This window comes from Capnocytophaga sp. oral taxon 903, assembly GCF_013394785.1.
Classification (GTDB): domain Bacteria; phylum Bacteroidota; class Bacteroidia; order Flavobacteriales; family Flavobacteriaceae; genus Capnocytophaga; species Capnocytophaga ochracea.
This window is the reverse complement of the sequence record NZ_JABXYW010000002.1, coordinates 1,668,350-1,686,448: the sequence shown is the minus strand read 5'-3', so window position 1 is coordinate 1,686,448 and position 18,099 is coordinate 1,668,350. Positions and strand designations below refer to the sequence as shown.

Genomic DNA, 18,099 nt, shown 5'->3' with positions numbered 1-18,099 from the left:
TATATTTTTGCGCAAAATAAATCAAAGCTAAAAACGAGCTCATCGCTTAACTGAAATAAGAAAATGAGCCTCTGAAACAATTAAAAGATTATAAGGTAAAAGGTAAAAAAGATGACAAGTGATAAAATGAGAATTGTATTTATGGGGACACCTGACTTTGCGTTGGCGTCGCTAAAAGCATTAGTAGAGAACCATTACAACGTAGTAGGTGTAGTAACGGTAGCCGATAAACCTTCGGGACGCGGACAGAAGCTACACCAGTCGCCAGTGAAACTCTATGCCAAAAGCAAAGGAATACCGGTGTTACAACCCATAAAACTAAAAGATGAAACTTTTGTAAATGCACTGAAAGCCTTACAACCCGATTTGCAAATAGTAGTAGCCTTCCGTATGTTGCCCGAAGTGGTATGGCGATTGCCTAAATACGGCACATTCAATCTGCACGCCTCTCTTTTACCTAACTATCGTGGAGCAGCTCCCATCAACTGGGCAATTATCAACGGGGAAAAGGAAACAGGGGTAACGACTTTCTTTATAGACGAGAAGATTGATACGGGAGCTATTATCGCACAAGAGGTTACACCTATTGAGTCTCACGAAACAGCAGGCACCTTACACGACAAACTAATGTTGCAAGGCGCTGAATTGGTACTAAAAACCGTAGATAGCATTGCAGAAGGGACTTGCACTACCCAACCACAAAACAAGGAAGTAACCTTTGCCGAAGCTCCTAAGATATACAGAGAGACCTGCAAGATAGATTGGCAAGCGGAAGGAATGACAATAGAGCGTTTAGTGAGGGGAATGAGCCCCTACCCTACTGCGTGGACAGCGTTTGTACAAAAAGGAGAAGTGCTAAATGTAAAAGTATATGATGCTCTTTTCGAACCTGTCTCTCATCAATACCCTATTGGGGAACTCTTAGTAGATAAAAAAGGACTGCGTGTAGCTGTAAAAGATGGTTATATAAAGCTATTAGAATTGCAATTACCTGCTAAAAAACGTATGAAGACCACAGACTTGCTAAATGGATTCAGCTTTGATAATACCACAATACTATAATGACGAGTCGTAGCACGATAGGCAATTAAAAAACTTTGGTGAAAATTGATTCTCTAATCAGATAATTGACAAACTGGCTAATTGGCTCATTAACTTTTCGATTTCTTGTTCGGTATTAAAACTGTGCAAGCATATTCTCAACCGTTCTTGTCCCGCAGGTACGGTGGGCGCTAAAATGGGTAATACACCTATGTCTTGGGCTTGTAGTACTTTGGCAAGTGCTTTCACTCGTTCATTGCCTGCTACTACTATGGCTTGAATAGCCGAATCAGAAGGGATAAAACCCTGTATTTTGTATTTGGCAATTTGCGTTTTAAAATACTGTATATTATGATGCAGTTGTTCTATTGATTTAGTTGTCTGTAAGGTCTCATATCCTGCCCTAATAGTTGCCACACTATGTGGACTCATAGCAGTGGTGTATATGAAAGAGCGTGAAAAGTTCACTAAATACTGTATCACCTCATTTGAAGCTAAGACAGCAGCTCCGTGTGCTCCCAAGCCTTTTCCGAAGGTAACGATGCGGGCAAAGATTTCTTCTTCTAACCCCAATGCTTGCACCAACCCAGAGCCGTGTTTGCCAAATACTCCTATGGCGTGTGCTTCGTCTACCGCTATATAAGCCCCATACTGCTTTGCTAATGTTACCAAACGCACCAAATGAGGACTATCACCGTCCATTGAAAAAACTGTTTCAGTAACGATGAGCACCGTTTTATCAGGGGTAGCAAACTTCTTTAAGAGCTTTTCTAAATCGTCTAAATCATTATGTTTAAACTTATAGGAGTTGGCTAAACTCAATGAAATACCGTCGCGTATAGAAGCGTGGCTGTAACTATCGTATAAAATAATATCACCTCGTCCTACAATACAGGAGAAGAATCCCACATTGGCATCATAGCCCGAATTGTACAAAAGAGCTGTTTCAGCCTTATGAAAATGAGCTATATAGCTTTCGGTTTCGGAAAAGACAGGCAAGTTACCCGAAAGCAATCGCGAGCCTGTAGCCCCGTGAGGTGCCGTTTGCTGAGGGAGTAATTCAGAGATGCGTTTAGTAATCTCAGAATTTGTACTGAATCCTATATAATCATTGGAGTAGAAATCAATAGCAAAATGGCGTTGTTTGAGACTGCGTAAAGCATTGTGAGCCTTACGTTCAGCTAATTTTTCTTTGATGTGTTTCATTTGGATATTCTTTTATTCTTTCTCCTTTACAGGAAAGAAAAAGGCTCTGGGATGTGCTTTAAAGGCTCGCCATACGCAACGACCTAAATATTCTAGTTCTGAAGCAGGGACTTCGCGAGAGCGCAAGGCTATCCATAACGACAGACCAAAACTCACAATAAAGTTACCTAAACCGATGATGCCTATCCCTAAAATACACCAAAGGATATTCTCCAAGCTAATGATAAAATTCATACCATACAAGCCATAAGCTAAATTACCACTGGCAAAGGTGATGTGGCGTATATCGATGGGCAAACCGAAGAAATGACCTATTGCCCACGCACTTCCCATAAAGACTCCAAACCAAATATTTGAGACGACACTCGGCCACTTTTGTTGCATCCAGTTAGCAACGCGTTGCATACGTACTTTACCAAAGAAGCCTTTAAGAAAGGGGTGTTCGGAAAGACGATAATAGAAGTTGTTAAAGTTGTTTACACTAGCTACGTTGCCTGCTATAATACCCGATAAGAACAGAAATATCCCTGCAATACAAGCGTGCAAAAATACGGGGGTATGCCATATATTCAGGTCTTCCAAGAGATGTAAACTTTTTTTAGTAGCGATATTGTAACCACTGAGATAACTCATTCCTATCGCCAAAAGCATAGACACAGGGAAAGCTCCAAACACATTGCCTACAAAGGCGATGAACTGCGAACGGAACAAACGTGTAAAAAGTGCTGAGAATTCGGTGTAGTGTTTCTGTTTTTCCTTATTGTTATCGTTGTCGCTGAGGCTCTCTAAAGTTTTAGCAATCGTAGAAGCCGTCATTGCAGGTTGCTTGGTAGCCAAAGTAGACCCTGTGAGGTAGATGAGCACAAAACCAATAGCGTAGTTAAAACTATAGTTCAGCGCACGGAAAAAATCACTTTGGTCAGGTTGCATCGACATATAGAGTTTTACCAAACACATAAACCCCACGATAACGCCACCCCACAAAGCTGTTTTGAGCATCTTGAAGTACTCACCGGTAGTAGAAGTAATATAGTGTTCACCCGTCTTTCCGGTATAGTTCGTAATCTCGTAGGTGATGTTATAAACACTATCATCTATCAGCTTTCGAATATTGTTCTTCTTAGAATTAGTTTTCACCATATCTAAGTAGAAGGCAATCGTTTTTTCACATTTATCAGCTTCTTTCTCTATAAATAGGTAGTTATAGAGTCGCTTGATGCGTTTTATTTGCTGACGAATGAGCAAAAGAGTTTGGTTCACACTGAACGTCACCCCATATTTAGAAGTATTGGCATCAGCTTTGTTTACGAAATCCTCGCACTGACCAGCTAGGATATTCAGCTGTTTATAATCGAGTTCGTGGTCTTGTATATATAAATAAGGCTTATCTTCCTTGGAAAGAGTACGTGCAAGATTGTTCAGCTCATCGTCGAGAGCGATAAAGGGGCTGTTGAGGTGAGCATATTCAGGCACCATACGGCGCACATCAGTTTGCAAGGCGAGCCCTCCCATACGTTGGGAGAGAATCATTATTGCCAAAAGAATTTGCTTGGAAGTAGTTTTGCTCTCACTATCCTCATAGAAAGTAGATACAGCAAGAATTTCAAAGAGTTCTTTCCAGTTATCTAAAGGAATTTGATGTACCCATTTCACATCGGAAGGACGGTAGAAGAGTTGGTTGAGTACGTATTGTATATTCTCTTCCGAAGGCTGGTCGGGCAAAAGCTGACGACTGATACGGCGACGTAATTCTTTGAAGAAAGAAACACTATTCAGCAGACCAGCATCAGTAAAAAGAATTACTTTTTGTTTATTAGCAAATACGTTATGGAGTTTTTCCTTGAAGAAAGCAATGCTATCGGGTTTGTGTTTGATTTCAGTGATGAGTTCATCGATATTGAGGGGAGACTTTTTATTTTTACTTTTGCGACGAAAGTAGTTCACTACATCAAACACGAAGTCAATATCTTCATAGTCTGATGAGTGCATATAAGTCTCAAAGATTTCATAAATAGATTTATATTCTTTTGCGAATCGTAACATATCCTACAATAAATAATTAAGAATTGATAATTTAGAATGGTGCAAAGGTACGAAAAAATTGTCAATCTGCTAATTTGTTAATTAAAAAAGGCTGCCCGAGTAGGACAGCCTTTTGAGTTCTTATCTTTTATTTTTCAACTTATTAGAAGCTGTAGCGTACTCCGAAGCTAAAGGTACGACCTTCGCCAAAGTACACTTGGTTTCTCACATCGATACCTTGGTAAGTTTTACTACTATCAGTGGTGTGAATACTTGTATATGATTCAGCGATGTAATAAGTATCTAATAGGTTATAGGCGTGAGCTGAGAAAGTGAGACGTTGCTTATCAGTAAGTTGCCATCTATAAAAAGCAGAAAGGTCAAACAAATGATAAGCAGGTAATTTTATAGCTCCTTTTTCGGCTACTTCTTTTTTAGAAAAAGTACCTATATTCAAATTAGCGTATAGGTTATCTATATAGCGCCAATCGATATCAAAATTCAAATTCTTAACGGGTAGTACAGTTAATCCCAAAGAAGCTGTTGTTTGAGCTGTTTGTCCTACTTTTGCTTTATCTAAGTATAGTTTGAGCTCTGCAGCCCTACCAACAGGCACCTCATTTCCTTGTAAGTCTATAGCATTACCATTCTCATTCAAAAGAGTTCCTGAGGCATCGCCTTTGTAATACCAGTCACCAAATGAGAACATACCATTTAGTTTTAAGTAATCAGTAATAGTAGCTTTGAAATCTACTTCCACCCCATTGTGTATTTCTTGAACACCCAAAATATTTGCATAGCCTGTATTACTGCCACGTCCTCCTGAAGAACTTCCGAAAGTGTAAGTTTGACGAAGGAATCTATCTTTCCAAGTAGTGTGATAAAGGTTTAAATTACCACTGAAGAATTTAGATTTAAAACCATATCCAGCTTCTACTCCAAATATCTTTTCATTGGTAAGCGAAGGGTTTAAATAGTTTAGATTGTTAGGATATACAGCGTTGAAAAAAGGTTGCTTAGAATAATATCCTATGTTAGCATACACATTATGCTGTTCGTTGATATTATAATTCACTCCTCCTTTGATATTATAACCTATCAAGTTTTTAAAACCTGTTTTAGTATACATTACCGAATTAGGATTTGTACTTATGGCGCGTGAAACTCCATCTTTCAAAAAGTTATCAATACGTTGGTATGACTGCATAGAGGTAGAACCTTGTAAGAAAGCTGAAAAATGATCGTCGGAGTATTCTAACTGTGAAAAAAGTCCCATCCACTTCACTTCCCCTTCACTACTATAACCTATACGATTTTCAAGAGGTTCTACTTTCTGGAAAGGATTCCAAGATGGCTTAGTAGATACCGCAGAACGAATTACGGTAGGGGTTGCCAAATTCTTGTTGTTATTTTGTGTATTATCAGTATAACTATCGTTACCCAACAAATCAGTTACTACTTGGTAGTGATAACCATAGTAATAACGACCATCAAGCCCCATATTAATAGTGAAGTGATCATTAATCTGGTGTTGCAGGTTGGTAAGGATACCATACCAGTCGTGTGAGTTTACTGAGCCATTTAAGGTAAAACCTTCACCATAACCTGTAAAAGCTCGACCTCCACCTGGATTAGCAATTGTTACGTTCTTTCCTGCTTCTCTTGGGTGTTGCATAGGGAGTAAATCATCTACTGTCTCTCCGTTGTTATAACGCACCACTTTATCGAAATCTATCTGTCCATCATCTTTACGGAAAGAATTTAAATAGTTTTTCTGAAGTGAATAAGTGGTTGTACCACTAGCAGTAGTTTTCGAAGAGATTGAATGTGCCACCCCCGATGAACTTGTTCCCATACCACGTCCTAATGATGCATATACTACAGTACTAAGGGAAGTACTTTCATTGATATTCCAATCCCAATTGAGCATTGCTACTGGTTTGTGATAAACATTTTTCTTAATAGTGTGTTCTTCACCATTTAAGTATCCCCAATCTGAATTATAGCGACGGTTGGGTTTGTCTTCTGAACCATATTTCTGATAATCAGAAATTAGCGGACTTATATTACGTTGGTTATGCCATTGTGGAGCCCCTGTGAAAGTAAATTGGAAACTATGTTTTTTAGAAGGTTCATAACCTAACGCAAAATAGTAGCTATAGCCATCAAACTGAGTACCATCTACATATTTACGTCCTGCATTTTTGCTGAACAACACAGAAGCCGACCAACCAGTAAGACTCTTTCCTGTATTGTAAGAAACCGTACCTTTATATTCTTGATTAGTACCATAGTTGAAAGATATATTCCCTCCTTCTTGCATATCCGAAGCACGCAAAATGAAATTCATAGTACCACCCACCGATGCAATCGCCAACTTAGAAGCACCGAGCCCGCGTTGTACTTGCATCGCGGAAGTTACATCTGAAAGCCCAGTCCAGTTACTGAAGTATACGGTACCACCTTCCATATCGTTTACAGGCATACCATTAACCATTACAGCCACATTCCTACTGTCAAAGCCTCGAATATTGATTTTAGAATCACCAAAGCCTCCTCCCCCTTTTGTAGCATAGACAGAAGGTGTGCGATTGAGTACTTCAGGAAGTTCTCGTGTACCTAATTTTTCTATAATTTCGGTAGCTTGAATAGTAGATACCGCCACAGGTGTTTTACGCTCTTGTGCAATGTCTAACAAGGTGCTTTTACCTGTTACAATTACCTCTCCTAGGGTTTGTTGGTCGCTTGTAAGGGTAATTCGCACGTGCGCTTTACCATTCACAAGTTTATACGAAACTGTCTTGGTAACATATCCAAGATAAGAGAACTCTAAGGTTCCAGTAGGTGAGTCTACATTCAAGGAATACTTACCGTCCATATCAGTAGAAGCTCCTTTGGTAGTCCCTTTAACCAAAACATTTGCTCCCATTAACGGAGCGTTGTAATCACCATCAATTACTTCCCCAGTAATAACTCCTTGCTGAGAGTAAAGCATTGATGTGAGAAAAAGTACGGCTACATTTAAAAACCAGCTTTTCATTATATTAGTTAAATTAGTTACGAATGGTTATGGTCAGTAGTGAGCTAAGTAGTACTATCTTATTCGGAGCAAAGTTACTAACTTTTTTGATATCCCCCAACAGATTTGTCAAAATATTTTCTAACATATTTATTAACAAGGATTCTACTTACACATAAAACACTAAATACAAGTATGTTGTACGTTTTAAGTTATGTATACAACAAAAATAAAGTGTTAAATTTTAACTATTTTTTTATTTTTTGTAGTAGATTTGCGCTCTAAACCGAGCTCATACAGCAATGAATAGACAAAAGAAACATACCCAAGCCTTTGTTCTGGTAGCACTTTTATTCTTACTTTTTGGAGGTTTAACAGTGCTCATACAGCTTTTATTACCTCATCTTCGTGATGTGTTTCAGTTGCATTATTCCGATGCAGCCTATATTCTTCTATCTTTCTTCTTGTCTTACTTATTTTTTTCTATCCCTGCAGGTTTTATTCTCACTAAAATAGGTTATCAGCGAGGCATTATCTTAGGTCTTTTGCTTATCTCTTTGGGTGCTTTGCTCTTCTATCCTGCTGCCGGGGAACGCTTATATTGGGTATTTTTAACTGCTATCTTCATATTAGGCTGTGGCGTTACTTTCCTACAAGTGGCTATGAACTCTTATATAGTGATTTTAGGCGACGAAGCCACTACACCTCGCCGGCTCACTTTCTCTCAAGCTTTCAACGCTATAGGCACTACTATTGCTCCTATATTTGGAGCCGCTTACTTACTGAGCAACGAAATAAAAAAAGAAGCTGAAATAGGAGCCTTAGACACTACAGATAAGCTTATTTATTTCCGTGAAGAAGCCTTTTCTATACAATTACCTTTTTTGTATATAGCCTTATGGGCACTTGCTTTAGCATTTGTTTTTGCAGTAGTTAAATTACCTTATGTTTATAGAATAAAAGAAGAAGTAAATAAAGACAGTTATTGGAATCTTCTCAAGAAAACTCCCTTACTGTTGGGGGCTATAGGTATCTTCTTGTATGTAGGTGCTGAAGTAGTGATAGGAAGTTATGCAGTAAACTACTTCATCAATATGAACATCACTAAGGATATTTTAGAGAGCCCCTCTATGTGCTTTATTGTAGAAACGCTTGGCTTATTGGCAGGAAAACCTCATCTAACCTCAGCCGACCCCAAGGCTATTATAGCTGTTTTTCTCACTTTCTACTGGGGAGGTGCTATGTTAGGACGCTTTATCAGTGTTTATCTCATCAAGTGGATTGCTCCTGCCAAAGTTCTCATTGCTTTTGCTATAGTTGCCATCTCTCTCATTTTGTTTTCTATCAATACTGGTGGTTTGCTCTCAATGTGGACTTTATTAAGTATCGGTCTCTTCAACTCTATGATGTTTCCCACTATCTTTGCGCTTGCTTGTGAAGGGATAGACGAACTCAAAACTCAAGCTTCAGGTATCCTTTGTACGATGATTGTCGGTGGCGGACTCTTGCCTATTCTGTACGGTTTTCTTACCGACTATATAGGTTTCCGCTTAGCATTCCTCACCTTAGTAGTTTGCTACGGTTATATCGCTTTCTTTGGTTTTTACAAAAACAATAAATAATCATCAATGATAATAAACAATTGATAATTAACAAAAAAAATCAGCTAATTTACTTTCACAAATTAGCTGATTTTTTTCAATACATTATAAATTCCCAAAAGTGCTACTATCCTTATTCCTTCATAAACTAATGGAGTTGATAGGTTTGCGAGTTTTATCTTGGTATCGTGTTTTGAAGCAAGTATATCGTTATCGATAAAATACACAAAAGGAGAGGGAACTTTCCATACAATAAGCTCTATAATATAAAACAGAAGAAATACATAAAATAACTGCCAACAATAGTGTAATAGCTTTTTTTTCTCAGTAGCCAAATATAAAACCAAAACACCATTTAGCAGACATAATATAGCAAAAACGCCATTATTATTGAATTGCATCACAGCACTAATCCCCACTAACATTGCTGTTATCACAAGTAAATAACCTATATTCTTGCACAATGCAAGAGCATGCAGATAATCCCTAAACTTTATATTGAGTACCAACAAACGGTCACGTTGTTGCTTCTCCTCATTGCTTAAAAGCTCGTAATCTGTTCCCGGTGAAGGCATCATTTCCTTCATTACCTCTTTGAGCAAACGTTCGTCTTTAATCTTTTCGAGGAGTTCAGTAGGATATTTTCCTTGTTCTAAAATCGCTTTGGCACGCGTGATTAATCTTTCTTTATAGGATATTTTTTCAGTGATATTCATTACTATTTCCTTTAACAAAATTTCTACCTAAGAAGCTATTAATATCGTATTGTGTTATAACCTTTGGCAAAATCTATATCATATCTAATTAATAATTATCAATTGTTACTTGCTAATTCCACAAACAGTTCTTCTCCTTCTTTTACTACTTTCGCTACTTTCTTACTGGTAAGACCTTTAATGGCTTTATCCCATTTCTTGTTAGAAAATGCCGTTTGTGTTTTGAGAGCATCTAAAAGCAGTCTTTCTGAGGTTTTTAAAAGCTCAAACACTACTTTCTCGTCTTCCGAAAGCTCTACTTCTTTCTTCTCGGGACGCATTTGTGGGAAGAAAAGCACTTCTTGTATGCTCTCATTATTGGTGAGGAACATTACAAGTCTGTCCATACCGATACCCAAACCTGAGGTAGGTGGCATACCGTATTCAAGAGCGCGCAAGAAATCTTGGTCAATGAACATCGCTTCGTCGTCACCTTTTTCTGAGAGTCGCAATTGCTCTTCAAAGCGCTCACGTTGGTCAATAGGGTCGTTCAATTCCGAATAAGCATTGGCAATCTCCTTACCGCATACCATTAACTCAAAACGTTCAGTAAGGTCGGGGTTGTCGCGGTGTTCTTTGGTCAGTGGCGACATCTCTTTCGGGTAATCGGTAATGAAAGTAGGCTGAATGAAGTTACCTTCACATTTCTCACCAAATATCTCATCTATCAGTTTGCCCTTGCCCATCGCCTCGTCTACCGCAATACCGATAGACTGTGCAAAGGCTCTCAATTCGTCTTCTGTCTTCCCAGTGATGTCAAAGCCTGTGAACTGTTTAATAGCATCAGTCATCGTAAGGCGTGGATAAGGTGCTTTGAAATCTACTGTATGTTTACCAAAGGTCGCCTTAGTAGTACCATTCACGGCTATAGCACAATGCTCGATTAAGCGTTCAGTGAAGTCCATCATCCAGTGATAATCTTTGTAAGCCACATAAATTTCCATAGCCGTAAACTCAGGGTTGTGAGTTCTATCCATACCCTCGTTGCGGAAGTTCTTAGAAAATTCATACACTCCGTCAAAACCTCCTACAATAAGACGTTTTAAGTAAAGTTCATTGGCAATACGCATATACAGCGGAATGTCCAACGCATTGTGATGGGTGATAAACGGACGTGCACTAGCTCCCCCTGGTATAGCTTGTAGTATAGGTGTCTCTACTTCCAAATAACCTGCATCGTTAAAAAACTGACGCATAGCATTGAAGAGTTTAGTGCGCTTGATAAACACTTCTTTCACTTGTGGATTTACTACCAAATCTACATAGCGCATACGGTAGCGTTGTTCAGGATCGGTGAAGGCATCGTGTACTTTACCATCGGCATCTACCTTAGGCATAGGTAGCGGACGTAATACTTTTGAAAGTAGCGTAAAGTTCTTTACCAATACGGTTTTCTCACCCATTTTAGTGATGAAGAGTGTTCCTTCAGCACCTATAAAGTCACCTAAATCCAATAATTTTTTAAACACCTCGTTGTAAAGCGTTTTATCATCGGTAGGGCACATCTCATCGCGGTTGAAGTACAATTGCATCGTGCCTTCACTATCTTGCAAAGTAGCAAACGAGGCTTTTCCTTGTACACGCAACGACATCAATCTACCGGCTACAACCACTTGTTTACCTTCTTCATAATGGTTGGCTACGTCCTTAGAGGTAGTATCAACCGGATATAATGGAGCGGGATAAGGGTTTATCCCCAATTCTTTCAATTTAGAGAGTTTTTCTCTACGAATGATTTCTTGTTCTGATAACATCTTTTTTAATGATTAACGCTTAATGATAAATGATTAGTAGCTAGTGATTAATTGAAATACTTTTAGGGTGCAAAAGTACGGCGTTTTTTTGACTTACACAATAGTATTCGCAAATAAACACGACGTTCATATTTAAAGTTTTAAGAGTCTTCTCTCTTACAATCCTATTTATTCTGTAAAACAATTCTTCATAATGTACTCTTGCTAACAAAGATACTAAGTTATTTCTAAATGTGAACACTGTGCATTGAAGTACTTTTATATTCTCTATACAACATCCGTAATATACAAAGAGAGAGACTAAGAAGTAACTACGCTGATGTTCACCTATAAAAAAAGACTGCCTAAAAAATTATATTTAGGCAGTCTTTCCTATATGATGTATCGTTTTATGCTATCCAAAAACGTGTAAAGCTTCAAAACTTACCAAAGTAAGATAACCTAACACAAAACCTAAAAGGGCTATCCATAAGATGTTTTTCACATACCAAAAGAAATTAATCTTCTCCATACCCATAGCTACTACCCCCGCAGCCGAACCGATGATAAGCAAACTACCTCCTGTACCAGCCGCATAGGCAATGTAGTGCCAAAGACCACTATCCATAGGTTCTTGGAACATACCCATACTAGCCGCTACTAATGGTACGTTGTCTATTACAGCAGAGGCAAAACCTAAGAGCAAAATTACTACGTTTGTACTTGGGATAGTCTCATTCAATGTTTGTGCAAAGTTGAAAAGCGTACCAATAGTTTGCAATGAAGCCACTGCCAAGAGAATTCCTAAGAAGAATAGTATGCTCGAAAACTCGATACGTCCTAATGCACGGTGAATACTGAATTTATCCTTATCGGTTGATGAAAGTTCTCTGATAGGTTTTAATTTTTCAGAAATAAACCACATAGTAGCCAGAGCAAAGAGCATACCTATATAAGGAGGTAAGTGTGTAATTGATTTAAAAATAGGCACAAAGATAATAGAGATAAAGCCTATTACCAACACAGGCATACTGCTTTTGTAAGTAATACTCTCTTCGCTGTTTGAAGTGTCTATCTTTCCTTTGAATACAGGTAAAAACGAAGCGACGAACAAAGGTACTATCAAGCATACAGTAGCAGGAATAAATACGTATTCTACTAATTTAGCAGCACTTACTTTATTTTTTACCCAAAGCATAGTAGTCGTTACGTCACCGATAGGAGACCAAGCCCCTCCCGCATTGGCAGCGATCACAATCATAGAAGCATACCAAATGCGCTCTTTTTGGTCAGGTATGAGCTTACGTACAATGGTAATGAGAATAATGGTAGTAGTAAGGTTGTCGATAATAGAAGAGAGGAAAAAAGCAATAATGCCTATAATCCAAAGCAATTTTACTTTGCTTCTGGTGCGAATCACTCGCTTGATGATTTCAAACCCACGGTGCATATCAATGATTTCTACTATGGTCATCGCACCGATTAAGAAAAAGAGAATTTCAGCGGTTTCAGCTAAGTGATGTCGTAGTGCTTCATCAATAGCATTACTGTTGTTAGCTATATCTACGGGCACTAACACTCCGTTGAGCACTTCTAGTACATCAAGGTTAAATACTTTAAGTATCGTCCAACAGATGACAGCCATAGCTAAGGCTGAAATGGTTTTGTCTACCTTTATTTGGTGTTCGGTAGTAATACAAAGATAGCCAATGAAAAAAATGGCAATAATCCACGCTTCCATATAATAAATTCTATTTTAAAAATTAACGTGGCGCAAATGTACTAAAACTTCTCGTTATATACCAAATCTTTTTAAAAGTTTTTATTCGCAGATAGGGCTTGGTACACCACTCCTTGTATCTTTTGGCGCACCAATCGGTTTACTAAAAGTTTATTGTCAGAAGAGGGATAAGTGCGGTTCGAGAGGATAACTATTACTATTTCATTAGTGGGGTCAGCCCACGCAAAAGTACCCGTAAAACCGGTATGTCCAAAGCTATCCATTGGCACACAACCACAAGTAGGACCTGATTTGCCTAACTGTGGTTTATCGAATCCTAAACCTCGACGGTTACCTTCCGGACAGTAATTACAAGTGTTGAAGATTTTTATAGCCTGAGGTTGCAAGAACCACGTACCACCGTAATACCCTTGTTGGAGGTACATTTGCATCACTTTGGCTACATCGTCGGCAGTTCCAAAAAGTCCTGCGTGCCCACCAACCCCTCCTAAAAGGGCTGCTCCTTGGTCGTGTACGTACCCTCGAAGCTCCTGAGAACGAAAGGTCTTTTCATCTTCGGCAGGTGCAATATTTACAGGAGAGAAGCGTTGCAAAGGAAGAAAAGTAAGCTGGTAGGCTCCTAAACCTCTATAAAAATGCTTCTGAACGATTTCTTGTAGGGGCTTCTTGTTTTTTTTTTCTATGTACTTCTTGAAATAATAATAAGGGAGGTCGCTATATAAGTACTTTTTATCTTTGATAAGCTCACTCTCGTCAATTGTTTTATAAATACTGTCAGTATACCCTTCTATAAGATATAAGTCTTTGGCTACCTCAGTAGGGAAAGAATCACTTTTGGTAGTGCTGTAATACTCAGGCGAAGGCTTTTTATCAATGTCTAAGGTTTTTCGGTAAAAAGGAATCCACGACTGGAACTGAGCATAGTGCGAGAGCACATCTTTCATTACCAAATCTCCCTTGTTTGTATGTTTGAGCTTTGGTAGCAAATCCTCAAAAGTATCTACGGGTTTGAAATCTCCACGCACATAAAGGCGCATCAATTCGGGGAGAGTAGCCAATATCTTCGTAAGCGAAGCGAGGTCGTAAATAGTATTGTCGGTCACTTTATTAGCTGGATTGTAATCTAAAGTACCAAAATTTTTGCGGTAAACTACTTTTCCTCTTTTGGCAACCAATACTTGCATCCCGGGTGTCATCTTTTGTGCTACAGCATCAAGAGCTATACTGTCTATCTCTTTTAGCTTAAGAGAATTGAGTCCCACGCTTTCAGGTAAGCCATAAGCTAAGCGTCCTATTCTGGGAGTAGCAATTGAAGTGCCTACGGGTAAGTTAGGGTGTGCTGTTACAGGCAAAACTCCTTTGCCCTCAATAGCACCAAAAATGAGCTGAGCGGCTTTCTCTTGGGCTACTTTATGGTTTTGGTAAGCAAATACAATAGCTTTAATAGGAGCTATATTTTTCACGTCGAGCATCGCATAGGGGCGAGTAAACACTGTGAGGATTACCTTCTTTTTCTTAGCAATATGCTCTAACCATTTCAGTTCGTTCTCTGTAAACTTGTATGCGTCCCAAGGGGTCTTATCTGGTTTGTGCAACCCGATGATAATCGTGTCAAAAGGTTCAACTGCCTCATATAGCTGTGCCTCATTCTTAGGCTCAATAAGCACGGTCTCTGCGTATTTGCGTAAGGTGGAATAAAACGCCCAACCACTGTCGTTACCAAACTTCACATAGGCTATTTTTCGCTTGTCCAAGTCCTTTATAGGCAGTATATTTTCCTTGTTTTGCCCTACCGTAATCGCATTTTCAAACAGTTCCTCAGTGAGCAAATCGTCTTCTATTGTGTGCAAGGTAGAGGTTACAGTGCTTTCGTCTAATTGTTTAAAAGATGTGAGCCCCACTTTGTATTTAGCCATTAGTATTTTCTTTACTGAATGTGCTAAGCGTTCCTCACTGATGCGTTTGTTCTGGTAGGCTTTCTTCATTGCCTCAAAACCCTTAGCTACATTAGCTGGCATCAGCAAAATATCGTTACCCGCCAAGAAGGCTTCTACTTCCACTTCGCCTACGGGCAAGTATTCCGATACCCCTTTCATACCAAGTGCATCGGTAAAGATAAGCCCTTGATAACCTAATTTCTTTTTGAGTAAATCGGTGATAATAGCACTTGATAACGACGAAGGTAGCCCTGTTTTAGGTTCTAAGGAAGGAATATTAAGGTGCCCTACCATTATGCTCGCTACTCCTTCTCTGATGAGGGCTTTAAAAGGGTAAAGTTCTACCTCGTCAATACGGTTAGCGGCGAAAGATATAAGCGGTAAAGTTTTATGAGAATCTTTAGATGTATCACCGTGACCAGGAAAGTGTTTGGCACTGCCCAACACCCCTACCGACTGCATTCCGCGAGTAAAAGCAAGCCCTTTTTGGGTTACATTCTCTTTATCCTCGCCAAACGAACGATTTCCTATAATAGGGTTATTCGGATTTGTGTTAATATCAATATCAGGAGCAAAGTTAAACTGCATACCCAATTGTTTGCAGTGTAACCCTATGCGTCTACCGGTACGTTCTACAAGATAGTTATCTTTAATAGCCCCAAGGGTCATATTCCACGGGTAAGCATAAGTAGAGTCCAAGCGCATCGCCAATCCCCACTCGGCATCCATTGCCATAAAAAGCGGAATTTTAGAGAGTGCTTGGTATTCATTGGTGAGCTTTGCCTGACGCTTCGGTCCTCCTTTGGAGAAGATAATCCCTCCAATGTAGTATTTCTTTATGAAGTCTTTTACCTCTTCGGCTTTTTTTGTGCCTATATGGCTTGAAAATACCGATACCATAAACAGTTGCCCAATCTTTTCATCAAGGCTCATTTTGTTATAAGTGTCGTTCACCCACTGCTGTTGTGCTTGGGCATCGGTAGTTGTTAAAGGAGATTTATTTTGGGCAAATGTAGTAAATAGTGATAAGTTAAAAAAAGTAATTAGTAAATAAGTCTTTCTCATTTTTTAAGATAAAAAGTAAAAGGTAAGAAATAACAGATAAGAGGCGTTTTACTTGCCTTTTACCTTATTACCTCTTACCTCTTACCTATTAAAATTCGTCTATGTTATAGGCTTTAAGTTTGTTGTAAAGTGTTTTACGTGTAAAGCCTAACAGCTTAGCTGCTTCTGTTTTATTATTATGAGTCTCGTGTAGCGCACTAATAATGAGTTCACGCTCGTTTTCTTTGGTTGAAAAAGAAAAACGCTCTGTAGGGAAATGGCGTGTTTCAGTAATTACAGGCTCTGGCAACTCATTTTCGGTAATATAATCACCTTGTGTGAGTAGGGCAGCGCGTTTCACCGTGTTCGATAGTTCGCGCAAGTTACCTCCCCAAGTGTATAAAAGCATCTTTTGTACCGCTTTTTCAGTAAACCCTTGTACGTTCTTATGTAGCTTTTCATTTGCTTTTTCCAAGAAGTATGAAGCAAATATCATCAAGTCGTCTTTGCGCTCACTTAGCGAAGGTACTTTTATCGAAAACTCATTCAATCGGTGATAAAGGTCTTCGCGAAACTCTCCTTTTCCTACTGCTGCCAATAAATCTTCGTTGGTAGCTGCCAATACACGAATATCAACTTCTATTTCCTTAGAACTACCAATAGGTTTAATACGGCGCTCTTGTAGGGCACGTAGCAACTGTATTTGGTTGTCATAGCTTAGGTTTCCTACCTCATCAAGGAAAATAGTACCCCCATTTGCCTCTTCAAAGTGTCCTTTTTTATCGGTAATTGCTCCCGTAAACGAACCCTTTACGTGACCGAAGAACTCACTCGATGCAATTTCTTTAGGAATAGCACCGCAGTCCACCGCAATAAAAGGCTTGTTACGACGCTCACTTTTCAAGTGAATAGATTTGGCTATCACCTCTTTACCCGTACCACTTTCACCAGTAATGAGTACCGACATATCCGTAGGGGCTACCAAACTGATAAACTTATTCAGCTTTTTAGAAGCGGCACTTACACCTTCTATATATGAATTTTCGTTAGTAACAACAGGCTGAGCAGCTTTGCCAGGGCTGTTGTCCGCCTTCACATTTTCCTTCTTAGGTAACGAAGCCGTACGCGTACTGCTTTGTGCATTCTTAATAACATTCAGTACGTCCTCTTGTTGGAACGGTTTCGATATATAATCAAAAGCACCCAATTTCATTGCCTCTACCGCAGTCGATACTTCCGCATAGCTGGTCATTACCACTACTGGCAAATCTGGATATACTTCTTTCACCTTTTTCAAGAAATTGATACCGTCACCATCGGGCAGACGTAAATCAGTGAATACTAAACTTAGCGATGCATTTAGGCTTTTCTCCGCTTCTTCTAAATTATAACATCTTACTACTTCATATCCATTGCGCTCCAAAAATTTACCTAACATTTTGGAAAAAACTACATCATCTTCTACTAAAAGAATTGGATTCTTCATACTTTATATATGTCTTTTTAAATTAAAAAATATACTGTTTTTAGCCGTTCTCTCACTTATCATCATATGATAAAAATATGAACATCAGCTTTGTGCGTTTAAAAAACGCTCTTTAAAACAGGACAAAAATTTTGCAAATATACAAAACTTTTCTAATAAACATACTATATTAATAAAAAAAGACTTTCTTTTTTCAAGAAAGTCTTTCTTCAATGCATATAATATAAATACTACTACTAACTCCCAATATTTGTTAGTACTTTAAGCTAGCTTGGCTAAACTTAAAGGAATGTCTTAAAATAGTTTAATAAATGATTGTGTTTAAACAATTAAAATTTTAGCAATGTTCTTAATATAAAAGTTGTTTCCCAACAACACAATGAAATGAAATTTAATTTTTAACAACAGTTTTGTTTAATGATTCTTATCTAACAATGTTTCTTTTAGCAATTTTTTCAGTAATTTAATTTTTAACCATTTTCTGTTTGTGACAAATCATTTATTTTATTACTAT

At 38.5% G+C, this 18,099-nt stretch carries 10 protein-coding genes; 2 read left to right on the top strand and 8 right to left on the bottom strand.

Going from position 1 to position 18,099, the window contains the following annotated elements:
• Positions 1–111 precede the first annotated feature (111 nt).
• On the top strand, positions 112–1,062 hold the full coding sequence (gene fmt, locus HW279_RS06935) for a methionyl-tRNA formyltransferase (protein ID WP_009421303.1): 951 nt from the start codon (positions 112–114) through the stop codon (positions 1,060–1,062).
• 57 nt (positions 1,063–1,119) lie between these two features.
• On the opposite strand, the gene HW279_RS06930 is transcribed toward fmt, so the two are convergent.
• The 3 genes from HW279_RS06930 to HW279_RS06920 form a co-directional block, all read right to left on the bottom strand.
• A complete protein-coding gene (locus HW279_RS06930) occupies positions 1,120–2,247 on the bottom strand; it encodes an aminotransferase class I/II-fold pyridoxal phosphate-dependent enzyme (RefSeq protein WP_178958450.1) in 1,128 nt (375 codons plus the stop codon).
• Between the two features lie 12 nt (positions 2,248–2,259).
• Entirely contained in the window at positions 2,260–4,290 is a 2,031-nt protein-coding gene (locus HW279_RS06925; protein ID WP_178958449.1) for a recombinase, read from the bottom strand.
• Between the two features lie 142 nt (positions 4,291–4,432).
• A complete protein-coding gene (locus tag HW279_RS06920) occupies positions 4,433–7,309 on the bottom strand; it encodes a TonB-dependent receptor (RefSeq protein ID WP_178958448.1) in 2,877 nt (958 codons plus the stop codon).
• A gap of 281 nt (positions 7,310–7,590) precedes the next feature.
• Here HW279_RS06920 and HW279_RS06915 point away from each other — a divergent pair, with 281 nt between their 5' ends.
• A complete protein-coding gene (locus HW279_RS06915; protein ID WP_178958447.1) occupies positions 7,591–8,910 on the top strand; it encodes a sugar MFS transporter in 1,320 nt (439 codons plus the stop codon).
• Positions 8,911–8,972: 62 nt separating this feature from the next.
• Here the strand turns inward: HW279_RS06915 and HW279_RS06910 are convergent, their stop codons facing one another.
• The 5 genes from HW279_RS06910 to HW279_RS06890 form a co-directional block, all read right to left on the bottom strand.
• On the bottom strand, positions 8,973–9,605 hold the full coding sequence (locus HW279_RS06910) for a hypothetical protein (RefSeq protein ID WP_178958446.1): 633 nt from the start codon (positions 9,603–9,605) through the stop codon (positions 8,973–8,975).
• A 98-nt stretch (positions 9,606–9,703) separates the two neighbouring features.
• Complete coding sequence (lysS, locus tag HW279_RS06905) at positions 9,704–11,398, bottom strand: lysine--tRNA ligase (protein WP_009421293.1); 1,695 nt, start codon at positions 11,396–11,398, stop codon at positions 9,704–9,706.
• Between the two features lie 394 nt (positions 11,399–11,792).
• A complete protein-coding gene (gene nhaD, locus HW279_RS06900) occupies positions 11,793–13,118 on the bottom strand; it encodes a sodium:proton antiporter NhaD (RefSeq protein ID WP_178958445.1) in 1,326 nt (441 codons plus the stop codon).
• 71 nt (positions 13,119–13,189) lie between these two features.
• Positions 13,190–16,120, bottom strand: a complete 2,931-nt coding sequence (locus HW279_RS06895) for a glycoside hydrolase family 3 N-terminal domain-containing protein (RefSeq protein WP_178958444.1) — start codon at positions 16,118–16,120, stop codon at positions 13,190–13,192.
• Positions 16,121–16,208: 88 nt separating this feature from the next.
• Entirely contained in the window at positions 16,209–17,585 is a 1,377-nt protein-coding gene (locus tag HW279_RS06890; protein ID WP_002670899.1) for a sigma-54-dependent transcriptional regulator, read from the bottom strand.
• Positions 17,586–18,099 lie beyond the last annotated feature (514 nt).